Genomic DNA, 13,656 nt, shown 5'->3' with positions numbered 1-13,656 from the left:
ACGACCGCGCCCGATCCGCCGCTGAGCAGTGGAGCGGCCATGCCTCCGAGTGTTGCGGCGGCGAGGATCGCCCCGTTACCTAATGAATCTCGAACGGCCCGCCGTGGTTCACGGATGCCTGCCCGTTACCTGGCCTCTGAAGGTCTCCAAAAAGATCGGCAGCGTGGGCTCGGCGAGCCGTTCGGGTGGTGGTCCGGCTCGCCGAGGACATGCCTGCACACCTCTGGACCGTGTCAGGTCTCGTGCAAGACCGGCGGATCTCGGCGGTGCCGGACCACCTCGTGATCTTGGGGAAGATGTTGATCGTGGTTGCAGCCCGCCCGCACGGCGAACACCTCGTGTACCCGGGAGCCGACGAGCTCTGACTGCGAAGACCGGGGCCGTGCGGGTCGCTGGGATCGCGAACGGCTCATCGGAGGGTAGGCCACAGAGCCTCGTCATTAGTAGGGCGCCGCGCGTTTCCGTTGTCCACGACCCGCATCGCGGCTGCGCTGCGCCGCGGCGGCCGCCAACGCGGCATCGAGGACCTGGCCGCTGAGCTGCAGCAGGCGCTGCGGCGTCCGCAGCTGCGTCAGCCGGCCGTCGTGGAGGAGGCGATGGGCATCCAGGCGCTGGCCCTGCTGGCGACGCTGAACGTCGAGTGCGCCAATGTCGACCAGCTCGCCGAGGCCGCCAGTGAGGCGTTCCGCCAGCACCCGGACCATGCGATCATGACCAGCTTTCCCGGCCTGGCCGACGTGACCGGCGCCCGCATCCTGGCTGAGATAGGCGATGACCGCGCCCGGTTCGCCGACGCCCGCGCGTTGAAGGCCTACGCCGGCGCGGCACCGGTGACCCGCGCGTCCGGGCGCAGCATCTCCATCACCCACCGCAAGGTGAAGAACAACCGCCTCGCCGCGGCCGGCTACTTGTGGGCGTTCGTCGCAGCCACCCATGCCGAACCTGCCAGGCACCACTATCAACGTCGACGCGACCACGGCGACCGGCACCCCGCGGCGCTGCGCAACCTGTTCAACCGGCTTCTCGGCTGCCTGCACCACTGCCTGGCCACAGGGCAGTCCTACGACCCCGAAAAGGCGTTTCCCGGCTCCTACTGCCTCGTCACTGCACCGGCAGCGGCTTGACCCACCGTGACCACTGAGCCTGCGGCTGGTAGCCCAAAGCCCGCCACGCTGGATGAGCCGTGCTGTTGTCGTCGAGAACCATCGCGTCGACACGGATGCCGCCGAGCCGACGGAGCCGATCCTCCGCAGCTTCCACCAGCGAGCGGGCGATCCCCTGCCCACGGTAAGCAGGGGCTACCGCCAACCGGTACAGGTGACACCGCCATCCGTCCCACCCGGCGATGACCGTGCCCACCAGTACCCCCTCATCCACAGCAAGGATGAGCGCCTCAGGATCGCGGGCGATGAGCGCCGCGACCGCCTGCGCACTGTCCGCCGGACGGTGCCCGTCCTCGGCTGCCGCTCGCCAGAAGTCCAGCACCGCCGGAATGTCCGCGGCGTGCGCACTACGCAAGATCATGTGCATCACAGGGCCGAAGCGTACTGAACCACCTCGCCTACGAGCGCGGCCCTCCAAACGCATGAAGACTTGACCCCTACGGATATCGGAGGTCTTTTGACCGTCCTCAGCCGGGGACTCCTTGGTCGCCCGGCCCGGTACGACTTCCTGCCCCTGTCGTTTCGACGATCCGGGGGTGTTGTCGCCGGACTGGAAGCCGCCCAGCGACTCGACGGCCCTCCTTCCCGCCGAGCAGAAGCTGGGCTCGGAGCCAGCGGCACGGCACGACAGGGAGCAACCGGTGAGACGACCGCACCTCCGCGATCACGTCCCCTCCCGACCGACCTGGCGCTGCCAAGCATGCTGCAGCTCCTGGCCCTGCTCACCGGCGAAACTGCGCCTGCTCGCCGAGTACCGGGGCAACATGCCGGGGCTGCTCGTCCACCTGGTGACCCTGCGCGAACAGGCCGCCGAACAACTCGCCGACCTGCACCCGGAGGCCTACCCGAGGAACCTGCACCAACGCTTCACCGACTGGGTCCCGGTCGGGTTGGTCCTCACCACACAGGGCAACAACCGACCAGAGGAATCGACCGATCGGCGCCGTTAGCCGATGGCCTCGACCTGACGGTGCAGTGCCTGGTACACGAAGTCGCGCGGCATCAGCGGGTAAGTGCAGGCAACGGCCAGTCTCGACCGGATATCGGCGGCGACCTCCGGGTGTCGGCGGGAGATCTCGACGAGGGTGTTTCCCACCTCGGTCCAGACCTGTTCGCTACGGTCACGGAACCGGGCCATCAAGGTCCCGATGAGGCCCTTGGTCGGCGGGGCATGTCGCAGGTACCGCACCAGGTCGCGTCGAATCCACCATTCCTCCGGCTCGGCGATGATTTCCTGGGCGGTGGCGGCGACCGCCCCAGTCAGCAGCCCGGCAGCGGCGAGGGCACCCATGGCCCGCGCCCGCAGGTCCGGTGGATGTTCGCCGGTCGCGACTCCCACTGCGGCCGCGACCACCTCGCCGCCCAACGCCCGAAACTCGCCCAGCACCTCCATCGCCTGCACTCGCTCGGAGAGATCCTCGCCCTCTGCAGTAGCCAACCGCACCAGCGCAGCGATCACCTCGACGGTCAAGGTCTGGTAAGCGGCCAACAGCGTATTTGCCCGGGCCTTGGCAGCCGGATCACCCGGCCCGGTCGCCAACTCCACCGCCGCCACCACCACCGCGTCGGTCAATCGGCCATCCTCCGCCAACACCTTTATCGCCCGCGCCCGCGTTTCGGGGTCACCGGGGCTTGTAGCCACCTCCAGTGCCGACACCACCACCTCACCGGTCAATCGGCCCTGCCGCGCCAGCCCTTCCACGGCAACCACCCGAACCTCAGAGGCGGCAACACCGGTCGCCAACCCCGCCAACGCAGCGGTCACCTCCGGGGTCGGCTGACCACCCGTCGCCAGCGCGTACGCCGCTGTCACCCTGGAACCCAGGCTTCCAGCGCCGGTCGCCAACCCCACCAGCGACGTGATCACCTCGCCGGTCCACACACCTGCCCATGCCAGCTCCGCCACCGCCCGAGCCCCATCGTCCGGCTGCTCCGCCGCCATTCCCACGACAGCCGAGGTCACCTCCTCGGTGAGAAGACCACGACGCACCAACACCTCCACCGCTCGCACCCGGATCCACGAGTCGTCGGCACTCGTCGCCAACTCCGTCACCGCCTCGACCACCTTCGGGGTGAAGGCATGACCAAGGTGCAGGGCCCCCAGCGCGCCATCCTGGACTATCGGATCCCAGTCGCTTCTCAGCATCAGGGCTGCCGCGATCACGTTCTCGGTAAGCGCACCCTGTTGGGCCAACACCTCCATCGCCCGAACCGCCCGGTAAGCGTCAGAGAGATCTGCCGCTAGCCATACGAGCCGGTCGCGGGTGACCGGAAGGAGAGGGCCGTGCGCGGCGACTATCTCAACCAGTTCGCACCAACGTTCGGATCCGGGGCCATCCGATATTTCCGGGTGCCTGGTGAGGATCTCCACCCAGGCATCGAGGGCCACCCGGAGACGTTCACCGGCCCTGGTGCCTCCGAGGCCGCGCAGTCGCTGAATCAGGGCTTTCCGGTAGGCGGTGAAGCGGCATCGACTGAAATCACGGTGTAGGTACTCCTCTATTGCCTGGTGCAGGATCTCGTCGATGGTCGCGGTCCGCGTCAGCGGCACGTCGTCGGCCAGGACCCGGAGCATGAACAGGAAGTCACGTCCGAGCAGGTCCTCGTACTCGCTGGGTTCCGCTCCGGGATAGATCGCCTGCGCGACCACCTCGTCGATCTGCTCGGCGTAGTCGGTACCGATCAGGCCCAGGGCGAGCAGGATCGGTTCGTCGTAGCGGGGATCGTGCAGCCGGCGGCGGATCTCGCTCGCCCGGTTCTCGATCGAACCGAGCAGAGCCAGCGCTCGGCCGGTGTAGTACTCCTCGAAGGTCAGGTGGGCGAAGCCGTACCGGCCGGGGGCCCGCTCGACCAGCAGCCCGGTGTGCGCGTCGACCTTCCTGACGAAGTCGAGCACCCCCCGACCCGGATCGGTGTCCAACGGGTCGGCGTCGCGCAACACCTGCGGATCCCAGGGGCTGCCGTGGTGCGCCGCCCAGAGCGGGCCGAGCACCTCAAGCAGTTCCAGCTTGCTGGCCGCGCCCTCGGGGCGGTGCTCGTGCAGCCAGGCCCCGAGCCGCGCCAGCCACCGGTTGAGGATCCGCTCGTCCGGCAGGTCAGCCTCCGCAACACCTTGCGCGCTGCGCCAGGTCCGCCCCAGAGCGTGACATACCTCGATGTACGCCTCGACCCGCCGGTGTGGCAGGCGCCCACTGGAGCGGTGCACCAGGACCAGGGCGGTGAGCAGCAGAGGGTTGGCGGCCAGTCGGCGTACGCCCGGGGTGGTTTTCAGGGCCGCACCGATCGCCGCGGCTTCCCGGGCGGCGGCCTCGCGGGTCGCCGAGGGGCTCCGCTCCGGCGTTTCGGCCTGTTCCACCTCCCGGCAGTAGACCTCCAGGAAAGCCTCAATCGTCGCGTCGTCCATCTCCGTCAACCGCACCGCGTGGAACGAGTCGGGTAGCGGCGCGGCCTGGTAGCCGGAGATCCGGCTGGTCACCACGAAACGGTTGCCCTGCCGGGCATGCGCGGTGACGAAGTTGACCACCGCCGCGACCACCCCCCGCCGCAGCTCTGCGGAGGCGATCTCGTCGAGACCGTCCAACAGCACCAGGCACCGACCGGTGTCGAGGTGCCTCTGGAGGAGATCGGCCAAGCCCGGCGTACGGCATTCATGGCGGCGCAGGTGCTCGATGAGGAACTCGCCGATGCCCACCCGGGGGTAGCCGTGCTGGGCGTACTCGCCGATCCGCAGATAGATCGGGAGCCGGGTGGCCGGATCCGTGGGATCGGCGATCCGGGCCTTGGCGTGGGTCAGGGCCAGGTAACGCAACAGGGTCGTCTTACCCGAGCCCGGGTCGCCGAGCACCAGCAACTGGGCGTTCCTGCCCACCGTGTCCAGCACCGGCAGCACCGGTGTCTCGTCCCGCTCACCGTCGGCGGGGAACTTCCGGCCGTAGGTCAGCTGCAACCGGTCCAGGGCGGCCTCGAAGCCGGTCTGGTCGAGCTGACCGGTCTCCATCAGCGCGGTCAGCTTGTCGCGTTCCCGCGTGAACCATTCCCGCGCCCGGTCACCGGGGCGCCGGTCGACCTGGGCCTGTAACCCGACGAACACCTCGGTCAGCGGCAGCCGGACGGTGGTGTTGCGGACCACCCCCACGGTCGGCAGGTACCGGTGCTGGTCGATCAGCCAGGTCAGGTAGTGCAGCAGATCGTCTTCGCCGGCCCCGGCAGCACCCGACTGCTCGGCCAGCCTGCCGGTCGCCTGGGCGCTGTGGGCCTCGTCGGAACGGTGCAGCAGGGCTTGCAGCGCAGGTTCGCGGCGTACCTCGGTGCTCAGGGCGTCGAGGAACGCCTTGAACACCGGGCGGAGCAGGTTGATCCGGTCGAGTTGTTCGTCGTCGGACTGGAAGGTCCCCAGCGACCCGACAGCCCGCCGGGCCAGTGCCGCCGGCGAGGGTCGCGCACCGGGCAGGAGGACCTTCGCCAGCTCCGTGGCGCCCTCATGCTGCCAGAAGTCGGGATTGACGTCGAAGTCTGCGAGCTGGTGCCCGTACGCCTGCCGGATCTGGCCGAACGCGCGGTCCAACGCCTGCTCCAGCGCCTTGCGCTCCGGGTCGCCAAGCACGCGCGTCTTCACGCTCGTCAGTGCCGGGCCCGCCAACTGTCTGACCAACTGCGACATGATCGCTTTGGCCAGGGCGGAGGTGAGTGAGGCAGGTTCCACGGCCGCGCAGTGTAGTCACCGGCATCCATCCATCACCACGCACCGTGTTCGGGGCAGTGTCCACAGTGTTTCCATCAGACGTCGGGACCACGCGTGACCGAGCCGCAATCATGGACCGCGCGTACGATGCTGCTCCGTAACTCGATGACGAGGAGGACCATGTCCACGACACCGCAGACCTCATCGCTCCGACTGGTCGCCGTCGACACGGGCATGCTCGTGGCCACTCTGGTCACCCTCATCGGATACCTGATGCCCTGGTTCAAGAAGAATCGGGCCCTGTGGTCGTTCTCCGGCTGGGAGTATGCGTCGCTCAGCGGCGGAGGCGGCTGGACCCTGATCACCTTCGCGTGGCTGCTGCTGGCTGCCGGCGCGGCACTGTGGGCACAGCGCAGCGTGGTGGCGGCGATGACCGGCATGGTGGCCGCCGTGGGCACCCTGGTCAACGCGCTGGCGGTGGTGGCGGCGAGCTTCGGCATGTTGGGCGAACGGAGCAGTCTGGATGCGGTGGCCGAGCAGTCCTTCGGTGTCGGGCTGCCGATCATGGCGGCTGGCATCGGGCTGCTGCTGGCCACCTCCTGCCGGGCGATCGTCCGGTGTCACCTGGCGCAGGCCGCCGAGGACCGGTACGAGCCGTCGGCGTAGCGCTTGTGCATTACGCAAGTCGCACAACCGCAATTCCTCAACCCGCTTTGAAGATGCGGCCAACCATGCATTATCGCGACTAAAACAGGTTTGCGAGCTAATGGGCTATTCCTCCAGACACCTGAGCCACGCAGGATATCGCGATTCGACTAATTGACGGTTACGGATCTATTTCGCTATTCTTGCGCGGCAGATGGCGCTCTGCATGTTCGACGGGGTCCCACACTCAGCGTCAGCATGGGAGGAATCACCATGAACGATGCCGGCAGAACCTGGCGACAGCGTTTCGCCAGCTCAGCAGCGGTTGCCACGACGGCTGCCCTACTGGTCTCGGTGGCCCCGTCACCGGCGGCTGCGGCCGAGGGCAACATTCTCGGCGCCGGCAGTCCACATGCCATTCCGGACAGTTACCTCGTGGTGCTCAAGGACGACACGGCCATGAAAACCCAGGCGCTGACCCGCGAGTTGACCACCACATACAACGTCAAGGTCACGCACACCTACTCGCATACCGTGCAAGGGTTCGCCGGCACGATGAGCGGGGCGGACGCACGTCGACTCGCTGCCCAACCGGGAGTGGCGTACGTCGAACAGGACGTCGAGGTCCGGCTCACGGGTACCCAGACGAACCCGCCGTCGTGGGGGCTGGACCGGATCGATCAGCGACATCTGCCGCTCGACAACACGTACATGTACCCGGACGCGACGAACAGGGTGCGGGCGTATGTGCTCGACACCGGGATCCGGACGACGCATGCCGATTTCGGTGGTCGGGCGGTCTGGGGTGTCAACACCACCGGGGACGGGATCAACACCGACTGCAACGGCCACGGTACGCATGTCGCGGGCACCCTCGGTGGCAGGGCATTCGGGGTTGCCAAGAGCGTGTCACTGGTCGCGGTCAAGGTCCTCGGCTGCGGGAACACGGGTAGCGCGGCGGCAGTCATCGCCGGCGTCGAATGGGTGACCACTCAACACGTGACCAGGACGTCCGCGGTGGCGAACATGAGTCTCGGCGCCAAAGGCAGCCACCTCACCCTGGAGAACGCGGTCCGGGCTTCCATCCTGAAAGGTGTGCTCTACACGATCTCCTCGGGTAACAACAACTCCGACGCCTGCGAATACACCCCGGCCCGGGTCCTCGAAGCGCTCACGGTGAACGCCAGCACCATCGGCGACACCCGGGCATTGTTCTCCAACTGGGGCCGCTGCACCGACATCTTCGCCCCCGGCCAGGAAATCCGTTCCGCCTGGTACACCAGCGACAACAGCTCCTACATTGCCAGCGGCACCTCGATGGCCGCCCCGCACGTCGCCGGCGCCGCCGCCCTGATCCTCGGCAACAACCCCGGCCTGACCCCACAGCAGGTAGGCAACCTGATCTTGGCCAACGCCACCATGAACAAGATCCCCAACCCGGAGGGCTCGCCGAACCGGCTGCTCTACGTCGGACCGACCGGGGTCATCCCCGTCGTTCCGGACGGCGCTCCGCTGAGCCCGACCGGTTCCTGATCCCCGACTCGCACCCGGCGGGGCCGCAGCAGAACCGCGGCCCCGCCTCAGCCCGCCTGCTCGCGTTCCCGGACGATGCCCCGCGCAACGGTGAACAGGTCGTCCTGACCGAACTGCTCCGGGTCGACGAGCACGGTCACCGCGACGCCCGGCTCGGTCAGCCAGAACACCTGGGTGTCGGTCGCCCGACCGGGCCCGTCGGGGTGCGGGAAGTCCATCAGCTGTGAATCGTCGAGTTCCCGCTCGTGATAGTCGACGAGGAAGTCGCGCAGCCCGTCGAGGTCACTCAACCGCGGCCCGCGCAGCACATGCAACCGCAGGTCCACCCGGTGCCCGTCGGCAGTTTGCCGCTCCCAGACCCGACTGGTGATCTGCACGTCTCCCCACTCGCTGGCGAAGTCGGAGACCAGATCGCCCAGCCCACCCGGCAAAAATCCGATGTGGAACCCGTCAAGCACGCCGCCGTCACCCACTGCGCCACCTCCACCCTTGTCCCACCGCCGACGGTCAGTTGCCCAGCGCGCGTACCTTCGCGATGGTCTCCTGGACGTGCTGCTTGGCGGGCTCACCGCCCTGGACGGCCTGCGCGAGCGCCTGCCGGTACGAATCGATCATGTTGATCAGCGGCCCGGCGGCGACGCCCTGCAACGCGCCCGCGACGAGTTGCCGTGCCTCGGCCGCGTCCTGCGCGGCGGCGGCCGTCTTCGCCTTCGCCTCGTCCAGCTTCTGTGCCGCTGCCGCCAGCCTGGCGATCATCTCCGCTGCACTCACAAGCCCTCCCCCCACCTGACCCTCAACCACCACACGAGCAACCACAGAGGAGCCTACGAGACTCCCGCACCCGCCGCGACACCCTGAACCTCCGCCGAGACCTTGGTACGAAAGTGCCCCCAGAGGGGCGCTGGCGTTCCAAGATCTCGACGGACTCAGCGCAGGGTCCGGATCAGGACGAGGTAGCCGCAGTAGGCGAGCGGGACGGCGAGGAAGCAGAGCAGGAAGCCGATCACCGGGTAGCGGGGTGCGGTCATCGCGCCGACGGCAGGCCGACCCCAGCGGCCGAGCACCAGCCAGCCACCGATCAGCGAGGCGGCGGGCAGGCCGGCACACATCCAGGAGAACAACGTCCATCCGCCGACCACGCCGACTCCGGAGGCGAGCACCATGACCAGCATGATCAGCACCGACACGGCGGCGAACGCGAGGTAGACGGCGATCGCCCGAGCCATCGGCGACCAGCTCGGCAGCAGCGCCGGCCGCTGGGCGAGCACCTCCGTCTGCTGCGCGTACCGGTCGGCCTCGTCGGCCCACCGCCGGGCCAGCTCCAGCTCCGTCGCCGCATCGATCTCCGCGGCCCGCTGCCCGGGCACCCCGGCCGCCGTCGCGCTCACCGCCACCGGCAACGCCCGCTCCGCCTCCCCCACACCCACCTGGGGGTACGCCCCGACACCCGACCGCCCCGGCGCGGCGGCTGCGCCGCCGTCCCACCCCGTCCCCGGTAGCGAGCCACCCGCCCCCGCGCGACCGGGCGGCCCAGGCGGCCCGGAGGTGGGCACGCCGGGTGGCCTCGGCGGACCGGAGATGGGCGTGGCGACCGGCAGGCCGGAGGCTGGCGCGGTGGCTGGCGGACCGGAGGCGGGCGCGGTGCCCGACGGACCGGAGGCGGGCGCGGTGACCGGCGGGCCAGAGGCGGGCGCGGTGGCTGGCGGACCGGAGGCGGGCGCGGTGACCGGCGGGCCAGAGGCTGGCGCGGTGGCTGGTGGGCCGGAGGCGGGCGCCGTGAACGGTGGGCCGGGGGGCGGGGAGATGACGCCGATGGTGCGGCCGAGTTGGTCGAGGCGCTGCCCCTGGGCGAGCAGTCGACGATCCAGGTATTCCACGGTCGCGCCGAGATCCCGTCGCCGCTGCTCGTCGGCGGCGACACCCTGCTCGCTGGCGCGCTGCTGCGTCGACAGGTGACGGACCAGCGCGGCGTACTCGTCGAAGGTGGACACGTTCACTCCTGCCCTTCGGCGGTGTGCCCGTCGCGGGCGAACGGCACGATCAGCCGGATCCGTTGGTCGTGCCGGTCGACAAGCAGGGCTCGGTCGGCTCGGGGCGTGTACGCCAGGTCGTGCACCCCGAGGTGCAGGCCGAGGTCGGCGCCGGGCACGTTCAGCGCGACCAGGCAGGCGACGTCGTCGCGGTTCTGGGTACCGCCGAGGTCGTCGGCGAGCCGGCGCAGCCCACGCCACCAGCCGAGCAGGTGCACCCCGTGGCCGGGGCCCTGGCGCAGCAGGGTCCGCAGGTCGTCGTGGCCGGAACGGAAGGTCGCCGGATCGGTCTCGGCGAGCAGCCCGGCCGCGGCGTCCATCCCGAACACCACCAGATAGCTACGCCCCGGCGGGTCCACAGAGTCGGTCGAGCCGGCGGCGAGGTGCCGGCGCAGGGCGGTGGCGTCGAGGCGTACCACCGGGTGGCCGGCGGCGGTCAGCGTGGCGGCGGTGTCGTCGGCCGCCGGGTCGGCGGCGGCGACCAGTGGGGCGAGCAGGAAGGTCACCTCGCCGGGGGTGTGCTGCCGGGCCAGGCTCAGGGTGGCGGCGCGCAGCACCTCGGCACCGGCGGCGGAGGTGCCCACCACGGCCAGGTGGCGGCCGGGGGCGGTGTCCATGATGAACAGGGCGCTGGTGCCGTCCACGTCGACGGTACGGCCGACCAGGGCCAGGGGTCGCCGGCCGCCGGGGCGCAGGCCGGTGAAGGTGGCGTCGTCCTCGACGCGGGCGGTCTCGTAGCCCCGGAACACCGACGGTGGCCGGGCGTCCGACGGGCGGGCCTGCCACAGCTCGTGCCGCAGGCGGGTCAACTCGTCGGCGGCGGCGTAGGCGTCGGGGAAGCGGATCACCGTGTTCGCGCCGGCCACCCCGGCGGCGGTGTTGATCACGGCCGAGCCGACCGGCAGGGTGGCCGCGGCGTCGTTGAGCGGGTCGAGCACTCCCCCGCCGCCGGGCAGCGCCACCCGCAACGCGAACTGCCCGAAGACCGCCTCGGCACGGCCGTAGAGCGCCTCGATGCCCGTCGTGCTCTGGCTGGCCAGCACCAGGTGTACGCCGTACGAGCGGCCCTTGCGGGCCAACTCCTCCAGCAGGTCCACCGACTCGCGGGAGATCGGGTCGTTGCCGGCGAGCAGCACCTGGAACTCGTCGATCATGGCGATGATCCGTGGCACGGTGGTGTCGGCGGGCAGGTCGGCCAGTTTGGTGACGCCGTGACGTTTCAGCGCGGTGGCCCGCCGCTGCAGTTCGCGGCGCAGTTCCCGCAGCACGGCCACGCCGTACTCGCGGTCGCTCTCGATGCCGACGGCGCGGGCGTGCGGCAGCCAGGACGGGTCGCGGCCGGTGGGGACGAACTCGGTGAAGCTCACCCCCTCCTTGAAGTCGAGCAGGTAGAGCTGCAACTCGCTCGGGGCGTAGCGGGCGGCCAGCCCGTACAGCACGTCGAGGAGGAACACCGTCTTGCCGGCGCCGGTACGCCCGCCGACCAGCCAGTGCGGGGTGGCGTCGTCGAAGGCGATGGTGAACGGTTCGCGGCCGGCCCGACCGACCACGGTACGCAGTCCGGCGCGGGCCGAGTCAGCCCATCGTCGCGGCGGCAGCAGGTCGGCGAAGCCGATCGTCGCGCCCCGGCGGGCGGCCTCGCCGAGGTGGGCGGCCAGCGCCGCGACCGAGGCCGGTGGCGGGTCACCGTCGAGCCGTACCGGGACGGCCAGGCCGCTGCCGTCGGCGCTGAACGGGGCGTGCGGCGGGTCGCCGACGCGGGCGTACCCGTTGATCATCCGGAGCACGGTGGTGGCGCCCAGCGGCGGCGCCGGCTCGCCCGGACCGGCCGCCCGCCAGCCGGCGAGCAGGACGCAGACGGCAGCGGCCGGCCCGGCGTGGGTGAGCGCGGCGAGCCGGGCGGCGTCGCGTGGCGACGGCACCGACGCGGCGACCAGCACCAGCAGTTCCTGGTCCGGCCGGTCGGCCTGCCGGGCGGTACGCGCGTGCTGTTCGGCGGCGTCGAGCAGTGCGGCGACCTCCGGCTCGGTGGTGGCCGGTGGGTCGATGACGCCGGCGTCGAGCAGGGGTCGCAGTGGACCGAAGGTGGCGCCGAGGGCGGCGCTGTCGCACCCGGCGACCCGGACGCCGCCGGGTGCGGCGGTGGCGAGCAGGCGCAGCACGACCGCGCGCAGCAGTGCGGCCACGGCCGGGTCGCGGGCGTCGGTGTCGACGGCGAGATGATGTCCGGCGCCGAGGGGCACCAGGACGGGGAAGCCGCCACCATCGGTGACCGCCTCGCCGAGGCGTACCGGCACCGGTTGTCCGGCCAGTGGGGTGCCCGGCGTCGGGGTGGCCAGGGTGCCCCCGACCCGGGCCAGCAGGGCCAGCAGGTCGGGGTCGACCGTCGGGGCGGTCGGTGTGCTCTGGTTCAGCGCGTTCCGAGCGACATCGAGGTGGGCCCGGGCGGCCCGGTGTGCGGCGTTCGCCTGCCCGTACGCCGACGCGAGCCTGCCCAACGTCTGCCCCTCCGCCGACGGCCGTCTGGTCGGTGAAACCCTAACGGACCGCGGCGAGGCGGGCACGTGTCCGCACCCGGACGTGTCGGCTCCACCGTGGATCGACGTCGGCCGGCGGTACGCGGGTGCGTACCGCCGGCCGTCGTGGGTGGGCGGTCAGCCGGTGACGGCGTTGAGCGCCGGCAGGTAGCCGTGGCGGTAGCCGTCGGCGTTCGGGTGGTACGCCTCGATGACGCCGGTGACGTCGCGGATCCACGGCTGGGCGGCGCAGACGCCGTGACCGGCGAAGGTGGGCCGGGTGTCGGCGAAGGTGGCGCCGGCCGCGGCGGCCCGGTCGGCGGTCACCTGGGCGAGCACGTCGGCGGCCTCGTTGAGCAGAATGCGCTTCTGGCTGCTCATCGCCAGCAGGCCACAGGAGCCGGTCTCGAACAGACGCGGGTAGCCGAGCACGATCAGCCGGGCGTTGGGGGCCCGGTCGCGGATGGCGGCGTAGGTGCGGTCCAGCCGGGCCGGGAGCGTGCCGGTGGCGAAGGCCTTCGCCTCGTTGACCGCGTTTGTGCAGTTGGAGGTGCTGCCGAAGCGGCAACTGGTCATCACGTCGGCGAACCCGGCGTCGTTGCCGCCGATGGTGATGGTGACCATGGTGGTGGTGCTGCTCAGCGAGCTGAGCTGGTTGTTGAGCACGTCGGCGGTGACCGCGCCGCCGCAGGCGGGGAAGCGGAAGCTGGCCACGTTGTTGGCGGCGGCCCACAGCGGGGCGTACGACTTCTGGCTGCGCAGGCAGGTGGACAGGTCGTACGGGCCGGCGCCGACGCCGGAGGAGTACGAGTCACCGAGGGCGACGTAGTGGATGGGTGCGGCGGCTGCCTGGGCGGCGGCGGGGACGGCCAGCGCGCCGAGGGTGGCGGTGGCGAGGGCGACCAGCGCGGCCAGGGCGCGGGCCAGCGGACGGTGGGGCATGGCGGACCTCCACAGGGGGGTGGTGGTGGAGCCCGAGAACCGCGCGCGTGGCCAAGGGTTGTTACTGGGCGGTAATGCTATCGAAACATGCCGATGAAGGGAATAGTGCGGCACCCGCCTGATCGGTACCGGTCAGGCGGGTGCCG

The 13,656-nt window shown here is 70.6% G+C and carries 11 protein-coding genes; 4 read left to right on the top strand and 7 right to left on the bottom strand.

The window, feature by feature from the left end; all coding sequences use genetic code 11:
• The first annotated feature begins 464 nt into the window (after positions 1 to 464).
• Entirely contained in the window at positions 465 to 1,124 is a 660-nt protein-coding gene (locus tag Vgi01_RS02255) for a transposase (protein ID WP_239088763.1), read from the top strand.
• On the opposite strand, the gene Vgi01_RS02250 is transcribed toward Vgi01_RS02255, so the two are convergent.
• Positions 1,102 to 1,524: a GNAT family N-acetyltransferase gene (locus Vgi01_RS02250; protein ID WP_239088762.1), complete on the bottom strand. Its 423-nt coding sequence runs from the start codon at positions 1,522 to 1,524 to the stop codon at positions 1,102 to 1,104. The two genes, Vgi01_RS02255 and Vgi01_RS02250, sit on opposite strands and share 23 nt — an antisense overlap.
• A gap of 280 nt (positions 1,525 to 1,804) precedes the next feature.
• Here Vgi01_RS02250 and Vgi01_RS02245 point away from each other — a divergent pair, with 280 nt between their 5' ends.
• Positions 1,805 to 2,113: a flavin reductase gene (locus Vgi01_RS02245; RefSeq protein ID WP_239088761.1), complete on the top strand. Its 309-nt coding sequence runs from the start codon at positions 1,805 to 1,807 to the stop codon at positions 2,111 to 2,113.
• Here Vgi01_RS02245 and Vgi01_RS02240 read toward each other — a convergent pair.
• Positions 2,110 to 5,865: an NACHT domain-containing protein gene (locus Vgi01_RS02240; protein WP_239088760.1), complete on the bottom strand. Its 3,756-nt coding sequence runs from the start codon at positions 5,863 to 5,865 to the stop codon at positions 2,110 to 2,112. The genes Vgi01_RS02245 and Vgi01_RS02240 overlap by 4 nt on opposite strands.
• 159 nt (positions 5,866 to 6,024) lie before the next feature.
• Between Vgi01_RS02240 and Vgi01_RS02235 the strand changes: the two genes are divergently transcribed.
• Complete coding sequence (locus Vgi01_RS02235; protein WP_204289989.1) at positions 6,025 to 6,510, top strand: hypothetical protein; 486 nt, start codon at positions 6,025 to 6,027, stop codon at positions 6,508 to 6,510.
• A gap of 252 nt (positions 6,511 to 6,762) precedes the next feature.
• A complete protein-coding gene (locus tag Vgi01_RS02230) occupies positions 6,763 to 8,022 on the top strand; it encodes a S8 family peptidase (protein ID WP_239088759.1) in 1,260 nt (419 codons plus the stop codon).
• A gap of 47 nt (positions 8,023 to 8,069) precedes the next feature.
• Here Vgi01_RS02230 and Vgi01_RS02225 read toward each other — a convergent pair whose 3' ends face one another.
• The 5 genes from Vgi01_RS02225 to Vgi01_RS02205 all read right to left on the bottom strand — a co-directional run bounded on the left by Vgi01_RS02225 (position 8,070) and on the right by Vgi01_RS02205 (position 13,510).
• The gene (locus Vgi01_RS02225) at positions 8,070 to 8,495 is read right to left on the bottom strand and encodes a hypothetical protein (RefSeq protein WP_204289988.1); all 426 of its coding nucleotides are present in this window, start codon (positions 8,493 to 8,495) and stop codon (positions 8,070 to 8,072) included.
• Positions 8,496 to 8,529: 34 nt separating this feature from the next.
• Entirely contained in the window at positions 8,530 to 8,793 is a 264-nt protein-coding gene (locus Vgi01_RS02220; protein ID WP_204289987.1) for a DUF6244 family protein, read from the bottom strand.
• Positions 8,794 to 8,948: 155 nt separating this feature from the next.
• Positions 8,949 to 10,013, bottom strand: a complete 1,065-nt coding sequence (locus Vgi01_RS30400) for a hypothetical protein (protein ID WP_239088758.1) — start codon at positions 10,011 to 10,013, stop codon at positions 8,949 to 8,951.
• 2 nt (positions 10,014 to 10,015) lie between these two features.
• Positions 10,016 to 12,550 carry an FtsK/SpoIIIE domain-containing protein gene (locus tag Vgi01_RS02210; RefSeq protein ID WP_204289986.1) on the bottom strand — a complete coding sequence of 845 codons (2,535 nt, stop codon included), beginning with the start codon at positions 12,548 to 12,550 and terminating at the stop codon, positions 10,016 to 10,018.
• Positions 12,551 to 12,706: 156 nt separating this feature from the next.
• Positions 12,707 to 13,510 (bottom strand): SGNH/GDSL hydrolase family protein, encoded by an 804-nt coding sequence (locus Vgi01_RS02205; RefSeq protein WP_102660591.1) that lies wholly within the window; start codon positions 13,508 to 13,510, stop codon positions 12,707 to 12,709.
• Between the last annotated feature and the right edge of the window lie 146 nt (positions 13,511 to 13,656).

It is taken from the genome of Micromonospora gifhornensis, from assembly GCF_016863515.1.
Taxonomy (GTDB): domain Bacteria; phylum Actinomycetota; class Actinomycetes; order Mycobacteriales; family Micromonosporaceae; genus Micromonospora; species Micromonospora gifhornensis.
The sequence above is the reverse complement of the archived record's forward strand: the minus strand, read 5'-3'. Positions and strand labels throughout refer to the sequence as shown.

Coding starts and splice junctions, on each gene's coding strand:
- Vgi01_RS02235 (WP_204289989.1), top strand. CDS start 6,025: ATGTCCACGACACCGCAGACCTCATCGCTCCGACTGGTCGCCGTCGAC.
- Vgi01_RS02230 (WP_239088759.1), top strand. CDS start 6,763: ATGAACGATGCCGGCAGAACCTGGCGACAGCGTTTCGCCAGCTCAGCA.
- Vgi01_RS02205 (WP_102660591.1), bottom strand. CDS start 13,510: ATGCCCCACCGTCCGCTGGCCCGCGCCCTGGCCGCGCTGGTCGCCCTC.
- Vgi01_RS02250 (WP_239088762.1), bottom strand. CDS start 1,524: ATGATCTTGCGTAGTGCGCACGCCGCGGACATTCCGGCGGTGCTGGAC.